17 protein-coding genes and 2 tRNA genes are annotated in these 18160 nt (G+C 70.7%); 12 read left to right on the top strand and 7 right to left on the bottom strand.

Features of this window, described 5'->3' with window-relative positions; all coding sequences use genetic code 11:
* Positions 1 to 57 precede the first annotated feature (57 nt).
* Positions 58 to 462: an SsgA family sporulation/cell division regulator gene (locus tag ACLJPY_RS07185; protein ID WP_410562330.1), complete on the bottom strand. Its 405-nt coding sequence runs from the start codon at positions 460 to 462 to the stop codon at positions 58 to 60.
* A 205-nt stretch (positions 463 to 667) separates the two neighbouring features.
* Complete coding sequence (locus ACLJPY_RS07180; RefSeq protein ID WP_410587226.1) at positions 668 to 1141, bottom strand: Lrp/AsnC family transcriptional regulator; 474 nt, start codon at positions 1139 to 1141, stop codon at positions 668 to 670.
* Positions 1142 to 1342: 201 nt separating this feature from the next.
* Here ACLJPY_RS07180 and ACLJPY_RS07175 point away from each other — a divergent pair, with 201 nt between their 5' ends.
* Positions 1343 to 2332, top strand: coding sequence for a beta-ketoacyl-ACP synthase III (locus ACLJPY_RS07175; protein WP_410587225.1), 990 nt, complete (start codon positions 1343 to 1345; stop codon positions 2330 to 2332).
* Here ACLJPY_RS07175 and ACLJPY_RS07170 read toward each other — a convergent pair.
* Positions 2320 to 3813 carry an adenylate/guanylate cyclase domain-containing protein gene (locus ACLJPY_RS07170; RefSeq protein ID WP_410587224.1) on the bottom strand — a complete coding sequence of 498 codons (1494 nt, stop codon included), beginning with the start codon at positions 3811 to 3813 and terminating at the stop codon, positions 2320 to 2322. The two genes, ACLJPY_RS07175 and ACLJPY_RS07170, sit on opposite strands and share 13 nt — an antisense overlap.
* A gap of 64 nt (positions 3814 to 3877) precedes the next feature.
* On the opposite strand from ACLJPY_RS07170, the gene ACLJPY_RS07165 reads away from it, so the two are divergent.
* Positions 3878 to 4375, top strand: coding sequence for an FBP domain-containing protein (locus tag ACLJPY_RS07165; RefSeq protein WP_410587223.1), 498 nt, complete (start codon positions 3878 to 3880; stop codon positions 4373 to 4375).
* Between the two features lie 4 nt (positions 4376 to 4379).
* Here ACLJPY_RS07165 and ACLJPY_RS07160 read toward each other — a convergent pair whose 3' ends face one another.
* Positions 4380 to 5069 (bottom strand): FadR/GntR family transcriptional regulator, encoded by a 690-nt coding sequence (locus ACLJPY_RS07160; protein WP_410587222.1) that lies wholly within the window; start codon positions 5067 to 5069, stop codon positions 4380 to 4382.
* A 43-nt stretch (positions 5070 to 5112) separates the two neighbouring features.
* On the opposite strand from ACLJPY_RS07160, the gene ACLJPY_RS07155 reads away from it, so the two are divergent.
* From ACLJPY_RS07155 to ACLJPY_RS07145, 3 genes are all read left to right on the top strand, one after another.
* Entirely contained in the window at positions 5113 to 5736 is a 624-nt protein-coding gene (locus tag ACLJPY_RS07155; RefSeq protein WP_410587221.1) for a GNAT family N-acetyltransferase, read from the top strand.
* Positions 5733 to 6086, top strand: coding sequence for a VOC family protein (locus ACLJPY_RS07150; protein ID WP_410587220.1), 354 nt, complete (start codon positions 5733 to 5735; stop codon positions 6084 to 6086). Before ACLJPY_RS07155 ends, ACLJPY_RS07150 begins: the two co-directional genes overlap by 4 nt.
* A 69-nt stretch (positions 6087 to 6155) precedes the next feature.
* On the top strand, positions 6156 to 6929 hold the full coding sequence (locus tag ACLJPY_RS07145; RefSeq protein ID WP_410587219.1) for a sulfite exporter TauE/SafE family protein: 774 nt from the start codon (positions 6156 to 6158) through the stop codon (positions 6927 to 6929).
* Here ACLJPY_RS07145 and hisC read toward each other — a convergent pair.
* Positions 6910 to 7974, bottom strand: a complete 1065-nt coding sequence (hisC, locus tag ACLJPY_RS07140) for a histidinol-phosphate transaminase (RefSeq protein WP_410587218.1) — start codon at positions 7972 to 7974, stop codon at positions 6910 to 6912. The genes ACLJPY_RS07145 and hisC overlap by 20 nt on opposite strands.
* A gap of 147 nt (positions 7975 to 8121) precedes the next feature.
* On the opposite strand from hisC, the gene ACLJPY_RS07135 reads away from it, so the two are divergent.
* The 6 genes from ACLJPY_RS07135 to xerC all read left to right on the top strand — a co-directional run bounded on the left by ACLJPY_RS07135 (position 8122) and on the right by xerC (position 14171).
* Complete coding sequence (locus ACLJPY_RS07135; protein WP_410587217.1) at positions 8122 to 8751, top strand: dienelactone hydrolase family protein; 630 nt, start codon at positions 8122 to 8124, stop codon at positions 8749 to 8751.
* Between the two features lie 85 nt (positions 8752 to 8836).
* On the top strand, positions 8837 to 10816 hold the full coding sequence (locus ACLJPY_RS07130; RefSeq protein WP_410587216.1) for an acetoacetate--CoA ligase: 1980 nt from the start codon (positions 8837 to 8839) through the stop codon (positions 10814 to 10816).
* Between the two features lie 37 nt (positions 10817 to 10853).
* A complete protein-coding gene (locus ACLJPY_RS07125; protein ID WP_410587215.1) occupies positions 10854 to 12569 on the top strand; it encodes a phosphatidylglycerol lysyltransferase domain-containing protein in 1716 nt (571 codons plus the stop codon).
* A gap of 65 nt (positions 12570 to 12634) precedes the next feature.
* Positions 12635 to 12724: transfer RNA gene (locus tag ACLJPY_RS07120), tRNA-Ser, on the top strand.
* Between the two features lie 41 nt (positions 12725 to 12765).
* Positions 12766 to 12839 (top strand) — tRNA-Arg (locus tag ACLJPY_RS07115).
* A 183-nt stretch (positions 12840 to 13022) separates the two neighbouring features.
* Positions 13023 to 14171, top strand: coding sequence for a tyrosine recombinase XerC (gene xerC / locus ACLJPY_RS07110; protein WP_410587214.1), 1149 nt, complete (start codon positions 13023 to 13025; stop codon positions 14169 to 14171).
* Between the two features lie 296 nt (positions 14172 to 14467).
* Here the strand turns inward: xerC and ACLJPY_RS07105 are convergent, their stop codons facing one another.
* The gene (locus tag ACLJPY_RS07105) at positions 14468 to 15136 is read right to left on the bottom strand and encodes a hypothetical protein (RefSeq protein WP_410587213.1); all 669 of its coding nucleotides are present in this window, start codon (positions 15134 to 15136) and stop codon (positions 14468 to 14470) included.
* Positions 15137 to 15454: 318 nt separating this feature from the next.
* Complete coding sequence (locus tag ACLJPY_RS07100; RefSeq protein ID WP_410587212.1) at positions 15455 to 15793, bottom strand: ATP-binding protein; 339 nt, start codon at positions 15791 to 15793, stop codon at positions 15455 to 15457.
* 142 nt (positions 15794 to 15935) lie between these two features.
* Here ACLJPY_RS07100 and ACLJPY_RS07095 point away from each other — a divergent pair, with 142 nt between their 5' ends.
* Positions 15936 to 17078 carry a PASTA domain-containing protein gene (locus ACLJPY_RS07095; protein ID WP_410587211.1) on the top strand — a complete coding sequence of 381 codons (1143 nt, stop codon included), beginning with the start codon at positions 15936 to 15938 and terminating at the stop codon, positions 17076 to 17078.
* Positions 17079 to 18160 lie beyond the last annotated feature (1082 nt).

Raw genomic sequence — 18160 nt, 5'->3', positions numbered from 1 at the left:
CAGCGCGCCCGGAACCCGCCCTTCGTCCTCGCCGCGGGAATGGGAGGTTTGGGGGGGTCAGACGTTGCTGATCTCCTCGATCAGCCCGTCGACGTCGAAGTGCGCGCTCTCCTCGCCCAGCGGCACGAGTTCGATGGAGGCGTCCAGGAACGTGCGGACGTCTTCGACCTCGAGCTCGAACGACGCATAGCCGTCCGGTGACTCGATTTCCAGGGTGAGGAAGTCTTCGTCGTCGGAGAGGTCCGGGCGGATCCGGACGTCGCCGAGGCCGGCCGGCTCGTCGAGCCCGGCCACGAGGAGGTCACGGGCGAAGGTCCACTCGATCCACCGGCCGCGCTCGGTCCGGAAGGCCACGGTCACCGCGAAGGGTTCGTGAGCGTGGTAGGACAGGCGCGACAGGACGGGCGTCGTGCTCTCGTTCAGCAGCACGAACTGGCTCTGGTGTACGGCGTCGGTGTGCACGGCCCCTCCTGGAGTCTCGCGGTCGGTTCGCGCGGCGCGAACTGTTCGGCAAGGAGATGACCAGGGCTTACGGTCATGACGGAGAAACTCTCACGTTCACTTGATCGGTTGCATCCGTCCATTGTGGTGTAACACCGGGCACACACCCCTTGCGCTCGGGCGGCCACGGGTGGTGACGGTTCGCGCGATCCGCCGGCGGGGCGGCCTACGGGTCGAGCGGCAGCGCCAGCCCCACCTTGACCCGGTCCATCGCCACGCTCGTCGTGAAGTGCCGGACGTTCGGGTTGTCGAAGAACATCCGCCGGGTGAACGCCTCGAAGCCCGCCATGTCCGGGCACGTCACGATCAGCACGAAGTCCGCCGTGCCGGTGACGTAGTAACACTGCTGCACGGCGTCCTCGGCGAGGACCTGGCGGCGGAACCCGTCGAGGACCGCGAGGTTCTCCCGCTCCATCTCGACCGTCACCACGAACGTCATGTTCAGCCCGAGCGCCTCCGGCGACAGCACCGCGACCTCGCGATCGATGACGCCGGCCTCGCGCAGCCGCTTGATCCGCCGCTGGACGGCCGCGGCCGAGAGCCCGACCTTCGCGCCGATGGTTTCGGCGATCGTGCGGGCGTCCGCCTGGAGGCAGGCGAGGATGGCGATGTCGAGCTGGTCGAGGTCGGGTGTCGGCACTCCAGCAGGCTAACCGGCACCCCCGACAATTCGCCGGGCGTCACTCCTCCGTGACGTCGCTCACTACTCCGTCCGAGGGGAAGATGAAACAACTTTTTACGTGAGCTGGAACACAACTGGCCGGTCTACCAGGGGGTAGCCCATAGAAGTGGAAGACCAGCCGGTCGCTTCGCCAACCCGCCGGCGTGGGGAGGCTCTCCCGTGCCCGCACCTGCCGCCGTGCTGACCGGTCTCGGTTCGTGGTTGCCGACGAAAGTCCTGGACAACCACGAAATCGCGGCCCGGCTCGACACCTCGGACGAGTGGATCCGGACCCGCACCGGGATCCGCGAACGCCGCGTCGCGGGCCCGGATGAGTCCACTGTGGACCTCGCGGTCGGGGCCGGCCGCGAAGCGCTCGCGGGCGGCAAGGCCGACGCCGTCGTCCTCGCCACGTCGACCCCCGACCAGCCCTGCCCGGCCAGCGCACCGCAGGTCGCCGCCCGGCTCGGGCTCGGCACGGCCGCGGCCTTCGACGTCAACGCCGTGTGCAGCGGCTTCGTCTACGCACTGGCCACGGCGGCCGGCTTCATCGCGGGCGGCCTGGCCGAGCGCGTGCTCGTGATCGGCGCCGACACCTTCACCACGCTCATCGACCCGGGCGACCGCACCACCGTGCCGATCTTCGGCGACGGCGCCGGTGCGGTGCTGCTGCGGGCGGGCGACCCGGCCGAGCCCGGCGCGTTCGGCCCGTTCGACCTGCACAGCGAGGGCGAGCACGCCGAACTGCTGTGGGTCGAGGCCGGCGGCGCCCGGCGGCGGCTCTCCGACCAGCCGAGCGACCGCTTCCTCGCGATGCAGGGCACGGCGGTGTTCCGCCACGCCTGCGCGCGCATGGCCGAGTCGTCGCGGACGGTACTGGACCGCGCGGGCTGGATGGTCGGCGACGTCGACCGCTTCGTCGGGCACCAGGCGAACATCCGGATCCTGCAGGCGACGGCGAAGCAGCTCGGCATGCCCGCCGACGCCGTGGTCGCCAACATCGACCGGGTCGGCAACACCAGTGCCGCGTCCATCCCGCTCGCGCTGGCCGACGCCCGCGCCGACGGCACCCTGGTGCCGGGGCACCGCGTCCTGCTCAGCGCGTTCGGCGCCGGCCTGACCTGGGGCTCGACCGTGCTGCGCTGGCCGGAGCTGGCTCAGTTCGCCTGAGGGGCGGTCGTCCAGGTCGGCGTCGCCTCCTGGCGGCCGCGCAGCTCCAGCTCGCCGTGCTTCTCCCAGTACGCGCCTTCGCTCGGCAACGCCGCGGAGACGACGGCGTCGCTGGCGAGCACCCGTGCCGGGACGGCCTTGGCGAGCTCGGTGAGCCGCGCGGCTTCGTTGACCGCGTCGCCGATCACGGTGTACTCGAGCCGGCTGCTGGAGCCGAGCTGCCCGGCGAACACCGGGCCGCTGGAGACGCCGATGCCGAGGTCGAGCTCGCCGGCTTCGCGCACCGCGTCCCGGATCGCGCGGGCCGCGGCCAGCGCGGCCGTCTGCGCGTCCGCGAGCCGCGTCGGCGCGCCGAAGATGCACAGCGCGGCGTCGCCCTGGAACTTGTTCACCAGCCCGCCGCGCGCGCCGACCGCGGAGACGACCGCGGCGAACAGCCGGTTCAGCTTGCCGACCAGCTCCTCCGGCGGGGTGCGGTAGGCCAGCGCGGTCGAGTCGACGACGTCGACGAACAGCGCCGTCACCTCGCGGACGTCCCCCGACAGCGAAGCGCCGTACTCGAGTGCGTGCCGGGCGACGTCGGCGCCGACGTGCCTGCCGAACAGGTCCCGCATCCGCGCCTGCTCGCGCAGGCCGGCGGCGAGCTGGTTCACCGACGTCTGGAGCCTGCCGATCTCGCTGGCGTCGTCGACGTCCACGGTCACGTCGTTGTTGCCGCGCGCGATCTCGTCGAGCGCCACACGCAGCCGGTGCAGCGGGGCTGCGACCGCCCTGGCCAGCAGCGCCGTGCCGATCGCGCCGACGCCGAGGCCGATCACCGACAGCATGACGAGGCTCGCGGTGTGGTCACCCGAGCCGAGCTCCGGCGGCGTGGCGACGAGCAGCACCCCGACCAGCGGAACGCCGCTGGCCAGCGCCCAGCTGACGACCAGCCGGGTCAGCACGGTGACCGGCAGCGAGCCGCGCGGCGGCAGGACGTCCAGCGCGATCGTCATCACCGGCCGCGCCACCCACTCGGCCGCGAGGTAGGTGAGCCCGACGGTGGTGAGCCCGCCGAGCCCGATCACCGTCGCCATGCCGGCGGCGTCACCCGCCGAGCCGAGCACGCCGGCGAGCACGGCCAACGCGACGGTGCCGATCAGCCACAGCGTGCCGCTGACCAGAGCCATGTCGACCGGCAGCCGCAGCGCGCGGCGCGCCTCGCTTTCCGACGGCGGCCGGCCGAGCACGAACCAGATCGCGGTACGCCGCTGCAGCCACGCCGTCCACAGCGTCCCGGTGAGCAGCGCCGCGGCGACGATGCCGGCCGCGGTGAGGCCGAGGACCCAGCCGCGGTCGCCGACGTCGCCCGGCAGGCCCTGCAGCACCAGGAGCAGGGCGACCACCGCGGACCCGGCGACGCTCGAGCCGACGCCCAGCCCGGCGAAGCCCAGGCTGGTGCGCAACACCACCCGGAAGTTCTTCACGGCGATCTTGCGCACAGCGACGATCGTACGGCGGAAAATGCGTGGCCACCGCGCGTGTCCGGTGGTTACCGTGCGGAGCATGGACCCACTCGGCCAGGACGAGATCCGGGCCTCGTTCGTCAACTGCACGCGCGGCGAAGCCAAGGGCGTGACGCTGCCCGCCCGCCCCGAAGAAATCGCCTGGGAGCGGCGGGAGTTCCTCGGCTGGCGTGACCCGAAGGCACCCGCGCGCGCCTACCTCGTGCTGCCCTACGGCGGCGAGGTGATCGGCCTCGCCCTGCGCGCGGCCACGCCCCCCAAGTCGCGGCTGCGCAGCAACATCTGCGGTTTCTGCACGACGACCCACGGCCTCGCCGACATCACGCTGTTCTCGGCCCGGCGCGCGGGCAAGGCCGGCCGCGAGGGCAACACGCTGGGCACCTACGCGTGCGGCGACCTGGCCTGCAGCCAGTACGTCCGCGGTGAGCTGAAGCCGGACGTGCCGCAGCCGTACGAATCGCTGACGGTGGCCGAACGCGCGGCGCGGCTGGAGGAGAAGCTGCACAAGTTCGTGGCGCGCGTGCTGGAGCCGCGGTGACGTCCTAAGTGGACTGCTCCTCGGCGGCGAAGTCGTGCGCGTACGTCTTGGCGTCGACGAGGTGCTTGAGCGTCAGCTCCCGCGCGGCGGCGGGGTCGGACCGCCGGATGGCGTCGAGGATGGCCCGGTGGTCGGCGACGGCCTTGCGGATCTGCCCGGGCAGCCGCAGCGCCGCCCGCCGCTCCTCGCCGACCAGGGCGAGCACCGACCGCAGCAGCCCGGACACGTCGTCGTTGCCGGCGTTCTGCGCGATCACCCGGTGGAACTCGGCGTCGGCGGCGATGACGTGCAGCATGTCCCCGGCTTCGGCGGCCTGCGCCATCTCGGCGACGTTGTCCTCGAGCCGGCTCACGGTCTTCGCGGTGGCGTGCCGGGCCAGGCGTTCGGCGAGCGTGGGCTCGACGGTCGCCCGGAGGTCGAAGAGCTTCTCGACGAGCTGGTCGTGCTCGGTGAACCAGGTCCGCAGCGGCTGTTCCTGCTGCTCGCGGACGTAGGTGCCGGAGCCGGCCCGGATCTGGACGTACCCGATGGAGTCGAGGACGCGCAGGGCCTGCCGCAGCGATCCCCGGCTGATCCCGAGCTCCTCGCAGAGGACGCGCTCGGCGGGCAGCCGCGAGCCGGGCGGCAGGTCGCCGGAGTCGATCCGCGCCCGCAGCCGGTCGACGGTCGCGCTCCAGACCTGCTCGGTGTCCACGGGCTCATCCTCTCAGCTCCCGGAACTGTCGGGGGTGGCTGCCATGATCACCGGCATGGACATCTTGGCGGACTGGGTGCGCGGCTGGGCGGTGTCGCGGGCCGCACCACCACCGGTGCCGGAGCCGGACGGCTACCGCATCGACGTCGGCCTGCCCGGCCACCGGGTGCGGTACCTGCTGCGCTCGCCGGCCTCGGTTCCCGCGCGGGCCCGGACGGTGGCGGCGCCGGGCGCGTGGCTGAAGACGTGCGGCTCGCGTGCCGCGGTGCTGGCGGGCCTGACACCGGAGTGGACGGCGGGGGAGACGGAGTACCTGATGGCGTTCGAAGGGATCGTGCCACCGGCCGCGGTGCCGCCGGCGTACTCGGTGGTGGTGACCGGCGACGGGCCGGTCTGGCGGGTGCGGCTGGCCGCCGGCGGCGCCCCGGCGGCGAGCGGCCAGGTCGCGGTGGCCGGCGGTGTCGCGGTGTTCGACAAGATCGAGACGGAGCCGGAACACCGGCGCCGCGGCCTCGGCCGCGTGGTGATGCACCGACTGAGCGAGGCGGCGGGCGCGCGTTCGAGCGTCCTGCTGGCATCGGCGCCAGGGCGCGGGTTGTACACCTCGCTCGGCTGGCGCGTGGTCTCCGACGTCGTCCCGGCACACGTCCCGGAAGGAGCGGCATGACAGCGCGGTTCAAAGACCTCGCGCTCGACGCGAACGACCACCAGGCGCTGGCGGACTGGTGGTGCCGCGCGCTCGGTTACGTCCGCCGCGACTCGCTGACCGGTGACGCACGGCCGGTCGACTGGCCGGTCCCGATCGTCGATCCCACCGGGGACGGGCCGCTGATCTGGCTCAACCCCGTGCCGGAGCGGAAGACGGTCAAGAACCGCATGCACCTCGACGTCTTCGGCGACCCGGCGGAGCTGGTGGCGATGGGGGCGACTCTGGTCCGCGAGCGGGGCGGCGATGTGGAGTGGGACCAGCTCGCCGACCCCGAGGGCAACGAGTTCTGCGTCTTCACCCCGCGGTGACTGTCTGACCTGACACATCTGCGTCGCGGGCGCGGGCCACGGTGCTTAGGCTCCGCACGTGAATGCGTCATGACGTGGTGGCACGCGCTGATCGTCCTGGTCGCCGGGGTCTGGGCCGGCACCATCAACGCCGTCGTGGGGTCGGGGACGCTCGTCACCTTCCCCGTGCTCGTCGCGCTCGGGTACCCGCCCGTGACCGCCACGACCTCGAACGCCATCGGCCTCGCGCCCGGGACCCTCAGCGGGGCCTGGGGTTACCGGCACGAACTCACGGGCTACTGGCCCCAGGTCGTCAAGTTCGCCGTCGCGTCGTTCCTCGGGGCCATCGGTGGCACCGTCCTGCTGCTCTCGCTGCCCAAAGACGCCTTCGAGGCCGTCGTCCCGGTGCTCGTCGGGCTGGCCGTGGTCCTCGTGATCGTGCAGCCGAAGGTCTCCCGGTGGGTCGCCAAGCGCCGCGAAGAGAACGGCGAAGAGCACAAACCCGGGCCGCTGCTGATGTTCTTCATCTTCCTCATCGGCGTCTACGGCGGGTACTTCACCGCCGCGCAGGGCGTGATGCTGATGGCCGTGATGGGGATGCTGCTGTCGGAGCCGCTGCAGAAGCTCAACGGCGTCAAGAACGTCCTGGCCGCCGTCGTCAACGTCGTCGCCGGGGTGATCTACGCCTTCGTCGCGCCGATCAGCTGGCCCGTTGTGCTGTGGCTGGCCGTCGGCTCGACCGCCGGCGGCTTCCTCGGCGCGAAGATCGGCCGGAAGCTGCCGCCGGCGGTGCTGCGCGGCGTGATCGTGGTGATCGGCGTCGCCGCCGTCGTGCAGCTGGTGGTCAAGCAGTTCGCGAAGTGAATTCGCGCGCGGCGGCCAGGAAGAGGTCGTTCTCGTCGCGGGTCCCGATGGTCACGCGCACGCCGTCGCCGTCGAACGGGCGCACCACCAGCTTGCGGTCCAGCGCGTGCTCGGCGAACGGGACGGCCTGGTCACCGAGCGGCAGCCAGACGAAGTTCGCCTGCGTCTCCGGCACCCGGTAGCCCGCTTCGAGCAGCGCTTCCCGCACCCGCTCGCGCTCGACGACGATGTCCTTGCAGCGGTCCAGCAGCTCGTCGGCCGCGTCGAGCGACGCCAGCGCGGCCACCTGGGCCAGCATGTTCACCGAGAAGGCCACGTACACCTGGCGGAGCGCGTCGGCGATCGGCTCGGGCGCGACCGCGTAACCGACGCGAAGGCCCGCGAGGCCGTAGGCCTTCGAGAACGTCCGGAGCACCATGACGTTCGAGCGGCTGCGCGTGTACTCGACGCCGTCCGGCACCTCGGAGTCGGTGACGAACTCCTTGTACGCCTCGTCCAGCACGACCAGCACGTGCTCGGGCACGGCCGCCAGGAACCGGTCCAGCTCCGCGCGGCGCACCGCCGTCCCGGTCGGGTTGTTCGGGTTGCAGACGAAGACCACGCGCGTCCGGTCGGTGATCGCCGCGAGCATCGCGTCGAGGTCCAGCTCCTGGCCCTCGGTGATCGGGACCTTCACCGCGACGGCGTTCGCGACCTGCGTGACGATCGGGTACGCCTCGAAGGAACGCCAGCCGAAGATGACCTCGTCGCCCGGCGCGCACACCGCCTGGATCGTCTGCTGGCACAGCGACACCGAGCCGCAGCCGATCGCGACGTGCTCCACCGGCACGTCCAGCTCACGCGCCAGCCGCTCGCGCAGCGCCTGGGAGCCGGTGTCCGGGTAGCGGTTGATGCCGGCCGCGGCCTCGGCGATCGCCTGCGCGACGCTCGGCAGCGCACCGCCGGGCACCTCGTTGCTCGCCAGCTTGACCGCGCCTTCGATCGTCCGGCCGGGGACGTATTTCGGCAACGATTCGAGATCGGCACGCGGGGACACGGACGGCATCTTCGGCGCTCCTGGAAATCGGCGGGACGACCCACTCACCGTATCTTTTCCGTCCGCCGCCTCGCGACCCCGTTCCGGCGGACGGTGCGGGGGCGACCTGCGCCACCGGGCTTCCTCCCGTTCACCTCGAAGTGATTGAGTGAAGAGATGACGTCGACCTCCACCGCGGACTACCAGCGCACCGACGGCCGCACCCTGCGCCTGACCTTCTCCGAACCCGAAGGCGCGCTACGCGGCGGGTTGGTGGTGCTGCACGAGGCCGACGGCGTCACCGACGGCGTGAAACTGCTGCTCGCGAGCCTCGCCACCGAGGGCTGGCTGACCGTCACCCCGCACCTGGAGAACGACCGCCTCACGCAGCAGGACCTGCTCGACGCGACCGACCTGACCCTCGCCTGGCTGGTCGAGCGGGGCGTTCAGGCCGACCTGCTCGGCGTGATGGGCTTCGACCTCGGCGGCACCGCGGCCCTCGTCGTCGCGTCGCACCGCAGGCTCGGCGCGGCCGTCAGCGTCGGCGGTCAGCAGGCGGCCGAGCTGCCCGCGCTGGTCGAGATCGCGGGCAAGCTCACCAGCCCGTGGCTCGGCATGTACGGCGACGCCGGCGACGAGGCGGGCGGCGCCGACGTCGAGCAGCTGCGGGACGCCGCCGCGTCGGCGAAGGTCGCTACCAACGTCGTGCACTACCCGGGCGCGAACCACCGCTTCGACGCCGACCCGGGCGCGGCCGCGGAGGCCTGGCAGCGCACGCTGAACTGGTTCGACGCCCACCTGCGGTAAGTGTGGGCGGCCCACATCGCCCACCTTGGTTCCGTGTCGGTTTCAGCCACAGTGACTTCCGGATCCGAGGGATTAGGCTCGGGGCGTGACGCACACCGCCGACGCCCCTGAAGTGCTCTGGCGCCCCGAGCCGGGCCACGTTGCCGACACCAAGATCGAAGCCTTCCGCCGGTGGCTGCGCGCCGAGCGCGGCGTCGAGGTGGCCGACTACCGCTCGCTGCACGAGTTCTCGGTCGAGCGCGGCCCCGAGTTCTGGGCGGCGGTCGCGGACTTCCTCGGCGTCCGCTGGCACGACCAGCCCGGCGAGGTGCTCTCCGGTGGGATGCCCGACGCCGTCTGGTTCGAAGGCGGCACGCTGAACTACGCCGAGCACGCGCTCACGCCCGGTGTCGCGGGTGCGGCGAAGGGCGATGACGAGACCGCGGTGATCTTCCACCGCGAAGACGGCTTCGCGAGCCACCTGACGTACGGCGAGCTTCGCGCGCAGGTCGCGGCGGCCCGGGCGGCCTTCCTGGAGCTGGGGGTCGGCCACGGCGACCGGGTCGTCGCACTGGCGCCGAACTGCCCGCAGACGCTGGTCGCGTTCCTGGCCGCCGCGAGCATCGGGGCCATCTGGTCGTCGTGCTCGCCGGACTTCGGCGTCCGCGCGGTCGCCGACCGGTTCGTCCAGATCGAGCCGAAGGTGCTCTTCGCCGTCAACGCCTACGCGTACAACGGCCGCCAGTTCGACATCCGGACGACGATCGCCGACCTGCAGGCGCAGCTGCCGTCCCTGGCGGTCACCGTCCTCGTCGAGTACGTCGGCGAAGGCCGGATGGACGGCGCGCTCGACTGGGACGAGCTGCTCGCGAAGCACGCGGGCGCGCCGCTGCTGTTCGAGCCGGTCGGCTTCGCGCACCCGCTGTGGGTGCTCTATTCGTCGGGCACCACCGGCCTGCCGAAGGGCATCGTCCACGGGCACGGCGGCATCACCCTCGAGCACCTCAAGGCGCTCGCGCTGCAGACCGACCTCGGTCCGGGCGACCGGTTCTTCTGGTTCAGCACCACCGGCTGGATGATGTGGAACTTCCTCATCTCCGGCCTGCTGGTCGGTACGACGATCGTGCTCTACGACGGCAGCCCGGGGTTCCCGGACCTCAACGCGCTCTGGCACCTGGCCGAGCAGCACCGCGTCACCTACTTCGGCACGTCGGCGCCGTTCATCCAGAGCTGCCTCAAGGCCGGCATCAAGCCCGCCGAGCGCTACGACCTGACCGGGCTGCGCGCGCTGGGCTCCACCGGCGCGCCGCTGAGCGTCGAAGGCTTCCGGTGGATCGCGGACGAGGTCGGGAAGGACGTCCAGATCTGCTCGGTGTCCGGCGGCACCGACCTGTGCGCGGCGTTCGTCGCGTCGGCGCCTGACGTGCCGGTCTGGCTCGGCGAGCTGTCCTGCCCGGCGCTCGGTGCCGCGGTCAGCGCGTTCGACGAGGCGGGCAACGCGGTCGTCGAAGAGGTCGGCGAGCTGGTCATCACGAAGCCGATGCCGTCGATGCCGGTGTTCTTCTGGAACGACCCGGACGGCTCGCGCCTGCGCGAGGCCTACTTCGAGATGTACCCCGGGCTGTGGCGCCACGGCGACTGGATCCGGATCACCGACCGCGGCTCGGCGGTGATCTACGGCCGCAGCGACTCGACGCTCAACCGCGGCGGCGTCCGGATGGGCACGGCGGAGTTCTACCGGGTCGTCGAAGGCTACGACGAGATCGCGGATTCCCTGGTCGTGGACACTTCGGCGGCCGGGAACGAGGACGGTCAGCTGATCTGTTTCGTCGTCTTGGCCGGAGGCACCCGGCTGGACGAGATCGAGCCGATGCTGCGGAAGGAACTCCGTAGCGCGCTGTCACCGCGCCATGTACCCGATCGGTTCGTCGTGGTTTCCGAGATACCTCGTACCTTGAACGGTAAGAAGTGTGAGGTACCGGTGAAGAAGATCCTCGCCGGTGTGGCTCCCGACCGGGCCGTCAGCCGTGACGCGCTGGCCAACCCGGCGGCACTCGCGCCGTTCGTGGAGCTCGCCGGGGGGTAGATGGGGGAAGCATGATCGGCCACGGCGGGTTGTACGCGTGGTGACGGGGACACGCGCGCAGATCACCTGGAAGGTGGCGGGGGCCACCACGGTCGGGGTGATCACCTGGGTGACCCGGCTGGCGGGCCTGATGACCGTCGGCTCGATCCTGGTGCCGGCCGGGCGCCGCAGCCTGCGCGGGCACCTGGCCGAGTGGCTGGAGCTGCCGCAGGAGGCCACGGTCGCCGCGGCGACCGTGGCGCTGGTCATGGGCGTGCTGCTGGTGCTGCTGGCCGCCGGGCTGCGGCGCCGCAAGCGCCGGGCCTGGCAGCTGGCGGTCGGCGCGACGGTGCTGCTCACGATGTCGCATCTCGGGCTGAAGCACGTTTTCGGCGCCGGCCTGGTGTCGGTCGTGCTGCTGGTGGGGCTGATCGCGAACCGGCGCTACTTCGTCGCGAAACCGGACCCGGTGGTCGGGCGCTGGCGGGCGGTGCGCGTGTTCGTCCAGCTCGCGCTGGCCGGGTTCGTGATCAACGTCATCCTGCTGTCGGTCGCCCCGCGCGCGTTCCTCGAGCCGATGGACTTCGGCGACCGGCTCGCGGAGTCCGCGCTCGCCCTGGTCGCGGCCAGCGGGCCCGCGGTGTTCCACCAGGTGTGGCTGGAGGACCTCACCACCGCGGTGGGCCTGCTGTTCGGCCTCGCCGCGGTCCTCGTGTCGGCGTACTTCCTGCTGCGCTCGGCCGAGCCGGCCCCGCGGCTGACCGACGAGGAGGTCGCGCGCCTGCGCCGGCTGCTGGACGAGCACGGCGAGCGCGACTCGCTCGGCTACTTCGCGCTGCGGCGGGACAAGTTCGCGGTGTTCTCCAAGACGGGCAAGGCCGCGGTCACCTACCGCGTGATCGCCGGGGTCGCGCTCTGCTCGGCCGACCCGCTGGGCGACCACGAGGCCTGGCCGGGCGCGATCGAGGAGTACCTCGAGGTGTGCCGCCGCAACGGCTGGGTCCCGGCGGCGATGGGCGTCTCGGAGCTCGGCGCGACGGTCTGGGCCCGGTTCGGCCTGGAGGTCCTGGAGATCGGCGACGAAGCCGTCGTCGACGCGGAGGGCTTCACCCTGGACGGCCGCACCATGCGCGGCGTCCGCCAGGCCGCGGCCCGCACCAAGCGGGCGGGCTACAAGGTGCTGGTGCGCCGCGCCGAGGACCTGCGCCCGGGTGAACTGCAGGAGCTGGCGGTCCTGGCGGCCAACTGGCGCGGCACGGACACCGAACGCGGCTTCTCGATGGCACTGGGCCGCATGGGCGACCCGGGCTCGGTCCTGGTGACGGCCGAGCAGGGCGGCCGCGTCCGCGGCGTGCTGCAGTTCGTCCCGTGGGGCAAGGCGGGCCTGTCCCTGGACGTCATGCGCCGCGACCGCACGGCCGACAACGGCGTCAACGAGCTGATGATCTCGGAGCTCCTGCTGTCGGCGGGACGTCACGGCGTCTCCCAGGTTTCCCTGAACTTCGCGGCGTTCCGGGCGTTGATGGAGCAGGGCCAGCGGATCGGCGCGGGCCCGGTCGCCAAGACGGCGGCGAAGGTCCTGCACTTCTTCTCGCGCTGGATCCAGATCGAATCGCTGTACCGCTTCAACGCGAAGTTCCAGCCGCGCTGGGTGCCCCGGTACTTGGTGTACCCGGGAGTGCGCGAACTTCCCCGGGTCGGCATCGCGACGTTCGAGGCCGAAGGCCTCGGCGGCCGCTCTCCGCGCCTGCTCAGACTGCTGCAGCGGGCGTAAGGGGGGTGCTGTTCGGGGGTGATCCGGGGGTGTGTAACCTATCTGAGCAGTGGTCGTTGGGCCCAGGAGGCTTCGCCTAGTCTGGTCTATGGCGCCGCACTGCTAATGCGGTTGGGGGTAACCCCCCCTCCCGGGTTCAAATCCCGGAGCCTCCGCTGGTACTCGGTCCGCCGGGTGCTAGGTTACAACTGAACACGCGCCCGTAGCTCAGCTGGATAGAGCATCTGACTACGGATCAGAAGGTCAGGGGTTCGAATCCCTTCGGGCGCACGTCTGGTTGAGACAGCAGTACGCAGGTCCAGCGCCTCTTTCAAGAGGCGCTGGACCTGTTCTGCGTTTAACCTGATCCCTACCTTGATCTCTAGTGGTGTAGGGATGACCAGGTCGGATAGGGATGCCGGACAGCAACGAACGCGCCGCGGCTCAGGGACGCGGCGTGAGCGTGCGCCGGGCGTGTGGGAGATCCGCGTTGTCGTCGGCACCCACCCGCTGACCGGGCGGAGCAAGCAGCGGTCGTTCACCGTCCACGGGGACGAGGCCTACGCCGCGCAGCGGCAGGCTGAGCTGGTTGCCGATCACGGCGTCCGCCGCGTGTGCGTCGACCGTGGTGACCGGCTGACGGTGGAGCAGCTGCTCGATCGGTTCGAGGCGGCACCGCATCGGTGGAGCCCGACCACGCTGCGCTCCTACGGCGGCGTCATCCGCGACTTGCGGCGGGATCGGCTGGCGCGCTGCTGGCTCGATCGGCTGACGCCGGCGGTGCTGGAGGTGGCGCTGGCGCGGTGGGCGACGGCGGGAGCGACGCCCTCGACGTTGTCCGGCCGCTTCCACGTGCTGCATTCGGCCCTCACCTGGGGCGTGTGCGAGCGGCTGCTGGGCTCGGATCCGCTGGCCGGGATGCGGTCGCCACCGCGGCCGTACCCGCGCAAGCACCTGCCCCCACCGCAGGTGCGCCAACTGTTCGCGGTGGCGGAGCGGCGACGGCTCGAAGCAGCGGCTCGGCTTCTTGAGCGGCCGGCGTCGCGGCAGCGGTCCCTGGACCTGTTCCATGCGGAGCAGGATGAGCTGCTGGTGCGGCTGGCCGCGGATTCGGGCGCTCGCCGCGGAGAACTCGCAGCGCTGCGCGTGGACGATCTGGACGGGCGGGTGCTGTCGATCGAGCGCGCGGCTAAGGACGCGGTGATCGGCCCGACCAAGACCCACTCACGCGGCCGCCTTACCCTCGGAGCGACCACAGCCCGATTCTGGCACGATCACGTCGCTGCCTGGAGGGATCATCCGCTGGCTGGCGACGCGATCGGGCCGTGGCTGTTCGCCGCAAGCCCCGATCGGCAATCGCCGATACGGCCGGCGGGCCTCGGACACCGGTTCGAGCGACTACGGAACGCGGCGGGGTTGCCCGACGCGATGCTGCATCGGCTCCGGCACACCGTAGGCACCCATCTGGTGTCCCAGGGCAAAATCCTCAAGGCTGCTGCCCGGTTGCGTCACCGCGACCCGTCCACGACCCTGCGCAACTACGCTGACGCGCTACCGCTCGACGATGAAGACGCAGCCGATGATCTCGACGTGCTCTTCAACGGTCTGACCGACACCGTGTAGCAATGACATAGGCGTGCAAGCTCACGGTGCGTCGCCTATGCATTCACGATGCTGCTGTCGCGTTCACCATCGCCGGTCGTCTGCCTGCATCGTGGCGACCTCGGTATCCCACCGAGGCACGTGTTATCAGCTCATAATCGCGCTCCGGTCTCGTCGGCAACACACGTAGCAAGCCCGCGCCGGCCAATGTTCAGACGGCTGCACACGACTGTCTGGCAGGATCGGTGAGCCTGCCAAACGTGACAAGCTGACGCCAGTCGAGCATTCTTAAGGCGTCGGACCTACCGTGCAGAACGTTATTGCAGCCATTTGTCAAAGGCGAATTTCACTGCTTGTTTCACAAGCTCTTCCTCCAGGGTGCGCTGAATGCCATTTGCTGGTTGCGGCGACTTCTGGTCGATTAGTGGCGAGCCCGTCCACCAAAGCGGCGCGCCGCCTGGTAGCGCCATAATTCCGCCGAAACGCATGTCGCCCACGAACCAGACCAGACCTCGGCCGTCTGTCATGCTCAGCCAAGCCTCAGGAGGGATAGCGGCGACAAATCTCACGGCTTCTGCGCCCTCTGGGTCGAGAAGACCTATGCGGCGTCGAGTCTGACCTGGAATGGACTCCATTCGACACGGCCACGCTTGCCAACGTCCGGCGAGCACGGGAGCAACCATCTCTCGCACGCGTTCTTCATTGGCTTTTGCTGCGACAACGGAAGACTTTCCTGCTCCGGGTGAAAAAGTGAGCAAAAGGAGGCCTATGGCAAAAACCCAGAAATTATGTACTAACAAAGCCAAGGTAATTGATAGTGCGAAAACGCCAACCCAGAAATTTCCAGCAGATTTACGACTGGATTCTGCCCTCGCAGTTGCGTCCTCGCTCTCCTTGATCGCCTTGTTGGTTTCAGTTTCGATGCTCGCGGTAATCGCCTTGGCTGCCTTCGGCGACAACTGGTATCCGAAGTCTTCGGCCAGCACAAGGCCCCCTATGCTGCGACTGTGTCGACTTGTCGAGTATAACGCACGCGTCGTCAGGTCACTGCCGCGCTAAGTGAGTCCACATCGCGGAAGCAGGCGAGGGCCGCCCGGCCCGTCCGCCGCAGGATGGGCGGACGGCTCGACTGTGGCATCTCATGTTGGCCGTGGGTGGTGCATCACGGGAGGTGCCACTAGCTCCGCACCCCGCGAATGCCGCATATCCAGGGACCTATTCAAGGACTCCCGGCGTGGTGACTTGCACGGCCGCATGAAGAAGCCAGGTCATCGGTGCGACTTGGGTCGATCCGTTCGCGCCGCTCAGGTGCGGCGGCGCAGGTAAGCGGAACTGTCACCGTGGCCGAAGAAAATAGAGTCCAGTCGATCATGGATCCGAGGGAGGCGCGGGCTCACCGCCGTCGTCCCAGATGGTAGTGCCGACGCGAACGCCCCGAAGGGAACCGGGTCGGCCTCGGTCGCGCGAATGATCCGCGTCCGGCACCGTGCCGGGTCGAGCGCCGTGCAGACCTCGGACACCAAGCGGCTCTTGCCGACGCCTGCCGGCCCGGTCAGCACGAAACCGGGCGCCCCATCCTCGAGGTCACGAGTCAGCGCGCGCAGTTCGTCCTGGCGGCCCACGAACGGCCAGGCCCCGCTCATACGCCGATTGTACGAACGACGCCGTCGGCCAAACAGCGCCCGATTGAGTACCGGATTACTCAGGCGCTACCCGGCCGGGCACCGCCATCGTCGACAACAAGTTTGCTCCCGGGGAGGGACCTGTGATGAAAAGGATGGGGCGATGACCCGCGAAACCCGCGCGAACCACTGGCCACCCGGCCCGGCAATGCCGCCCGGGCAACCGGCCCGGACGCCCGGGAGGTACGACATGTTCGCCGACGACCGGCCGCACAGCGCCGTCGAATCCGCCGACCAAGAGGTCACCGGAGGCCCGGCCCGGTCAGCGAAGCGTCGTGGCCCGGCCCGGGAGCGGGGAACTGCTCGGGTGGTGCAGGTGACCAGCGTCCAGGCGGTCTCGTTTGCGCCGCAGGCGGGCCAGGCGCAGCTGCTGTCGTTGAAGCTCGAGTCGCACAACGGCGACGGTGAGCGCCGGTCGCCGGTCGCCGTGCAGCTGCGCGCCCGGATCATCCGTGGCAGTGTGAGCGACGGCGACGACGTCGTGGCGATCGGTCGGTGGTCGCACGGGACCCTGCGGGCCCGGCAGATCCGTGACCTGACCACCGGGGCGACGATCACCGGTCACGGACGCCGCGCCATGTGGACGGTCACGATCGTCACCCTGCTGCTTATCGGCACTTTCCTGGTCATCGGCGTCCGCGTGTTCAAGCCGGCGGGCTTCGTTTCGCCGCTGCCGGCGCCAGCGCCTGCGCAGCCGACCTCGGCCAGACCCGCACCGGCCACGGTGACGAGCTCGTCGCCGGCCTCGCGACCGCCCACCGGAGCCGAACCGAGCAGACCCGCAGGCGACCGCGATCCATTCGTTGCGGTTCCCGACCTGCTCAGTCGGGACGGCCCGGCCGTGGCGAGCGCATTGGCGGCCATGGGCCTGCGCGCGACCGTCGTGCGAGTGGACAGCGAACTCCCGGCCGGCCAGGTGATCGCGATGTCCCCCCGCCCGGGCACGACGGTGCCGCCAGGCAGGGCGGTCCAGGTGCTGGTCTCGCGCGGAACGTCGTGGATCATCCTTCCGGACCTGACCGGCCGGACCGTGCAGAAGGCCGAGGAACTGCTCGGCGACGCCGGCTGGACCGGCAAGCTGTCCTTCGGGGAGAGGCCCGTCACCGACCCGCTCGGCAACGGTGTCGTGACGGACCAGACGCCACGCACGGGCGAACGGGTCAGGCCGGACACGAACGCCACCTTGATCATCGGCCGGTTCCCGGCCACCACGCCGACGACCACCAGTTCAGTGAGCGGGGGTTGATCGTGCACGGCGTCACCGGGGCACACCTGGCCTACTTGCAGCGGGCGGGCCTGACACCCGCCCTCCCGCCGGGGTTCACCCCGATCCCGGCCCGGCAACGCCTGAGCATGCGGGTGCGCGGGGTGGGCGTCGAGGACCACGGCGAGCCGGCCGCGTCCGGCGTCGAGCCGGAGCCGCCGCCTTCACTCCCGAACGACGATGGGCGGCGCAACCGCCCGCGTCCGCCGGTGAACCTGCTCGCCGGCCTACACGGGCTGCTGGTCCCCGTCTGCTTTACCGTCAGTGGCAACGGCGGGGGCATCCGCGTCGAGTTCGGCACCTGGTCGGGGCGGACCGGCGACGTGGCCGCCCGCCTCGCGATGCGCGCCGGCGCCATCGCCTCGGTGCTGCACGGCATGTACCTGTCGGTTGACCTGGTGCCCGGGGAAGACAGCGACTTGGCGGGCCTCGACTACGCCGGGATCGTACTGGGCGTCCCCACGACGTCGCCTGCCTCTACCGACCGCACCAGCGCGATCGACCGGGTCGTCCGCGCCATGCTCGGGGCTCGCTGGGCGGTCCGGGTGCTCTGCTACCCGCTGGACGACACGGTCGTGATCGCCGCCCAGCAGAGCCTGCTCAACAGCGCCCGCAAAGCTGAGTCGGCGGCGAAGGCGGAGGGTGGCCCGAACCCGTTGTCCCAGCAGTACTCGGACCTCTGCAAGGAACGGTTGCGGTCCCTGGCCGAGGCGAGTGCGTCGGGCGGGTGGCAGACCGCCGTGTACCTGGTGGGCGACGCCGACAGCTACCCACGCCTCGCCGCGGTGTGGCGGAGCGTGTTCGCCGCCGATTCCCGCCCGTCGGAACCGGTGCGCGTGTTCCACCTGCTGCAAGCCGGTCAGTGGTCCCGCGCGTGGGCGATGCCCGACGGCGCCGTGACACCGGGCCCGGACGGCTACCGCCATCCGTTCGAACATCAGACGTTGCTGTCGTCGGGCGAACTCGGTCACTACGTGTGCCCCGCCGCGGTCGGAGACGATCGGGTTCACCATCCGCCGCGAAGCGGTATTCGACGTCCAGCCGCCCGCACGGCCCGACGTCCC

It is taken from the genome of Amycolatopsis sp. lyj-23 (assembly GCF_046549135.1).
In the GTDB taxonomy this organism is placed as follows: Bacteria; Actinomycetota; Actinomycetes; order Mycobacteriales; family Pseudonocardiaceae; genus Amycolatopsis.
This window is presented reverse-complemented; position numbering and strand designations above follow the sequence as displayed.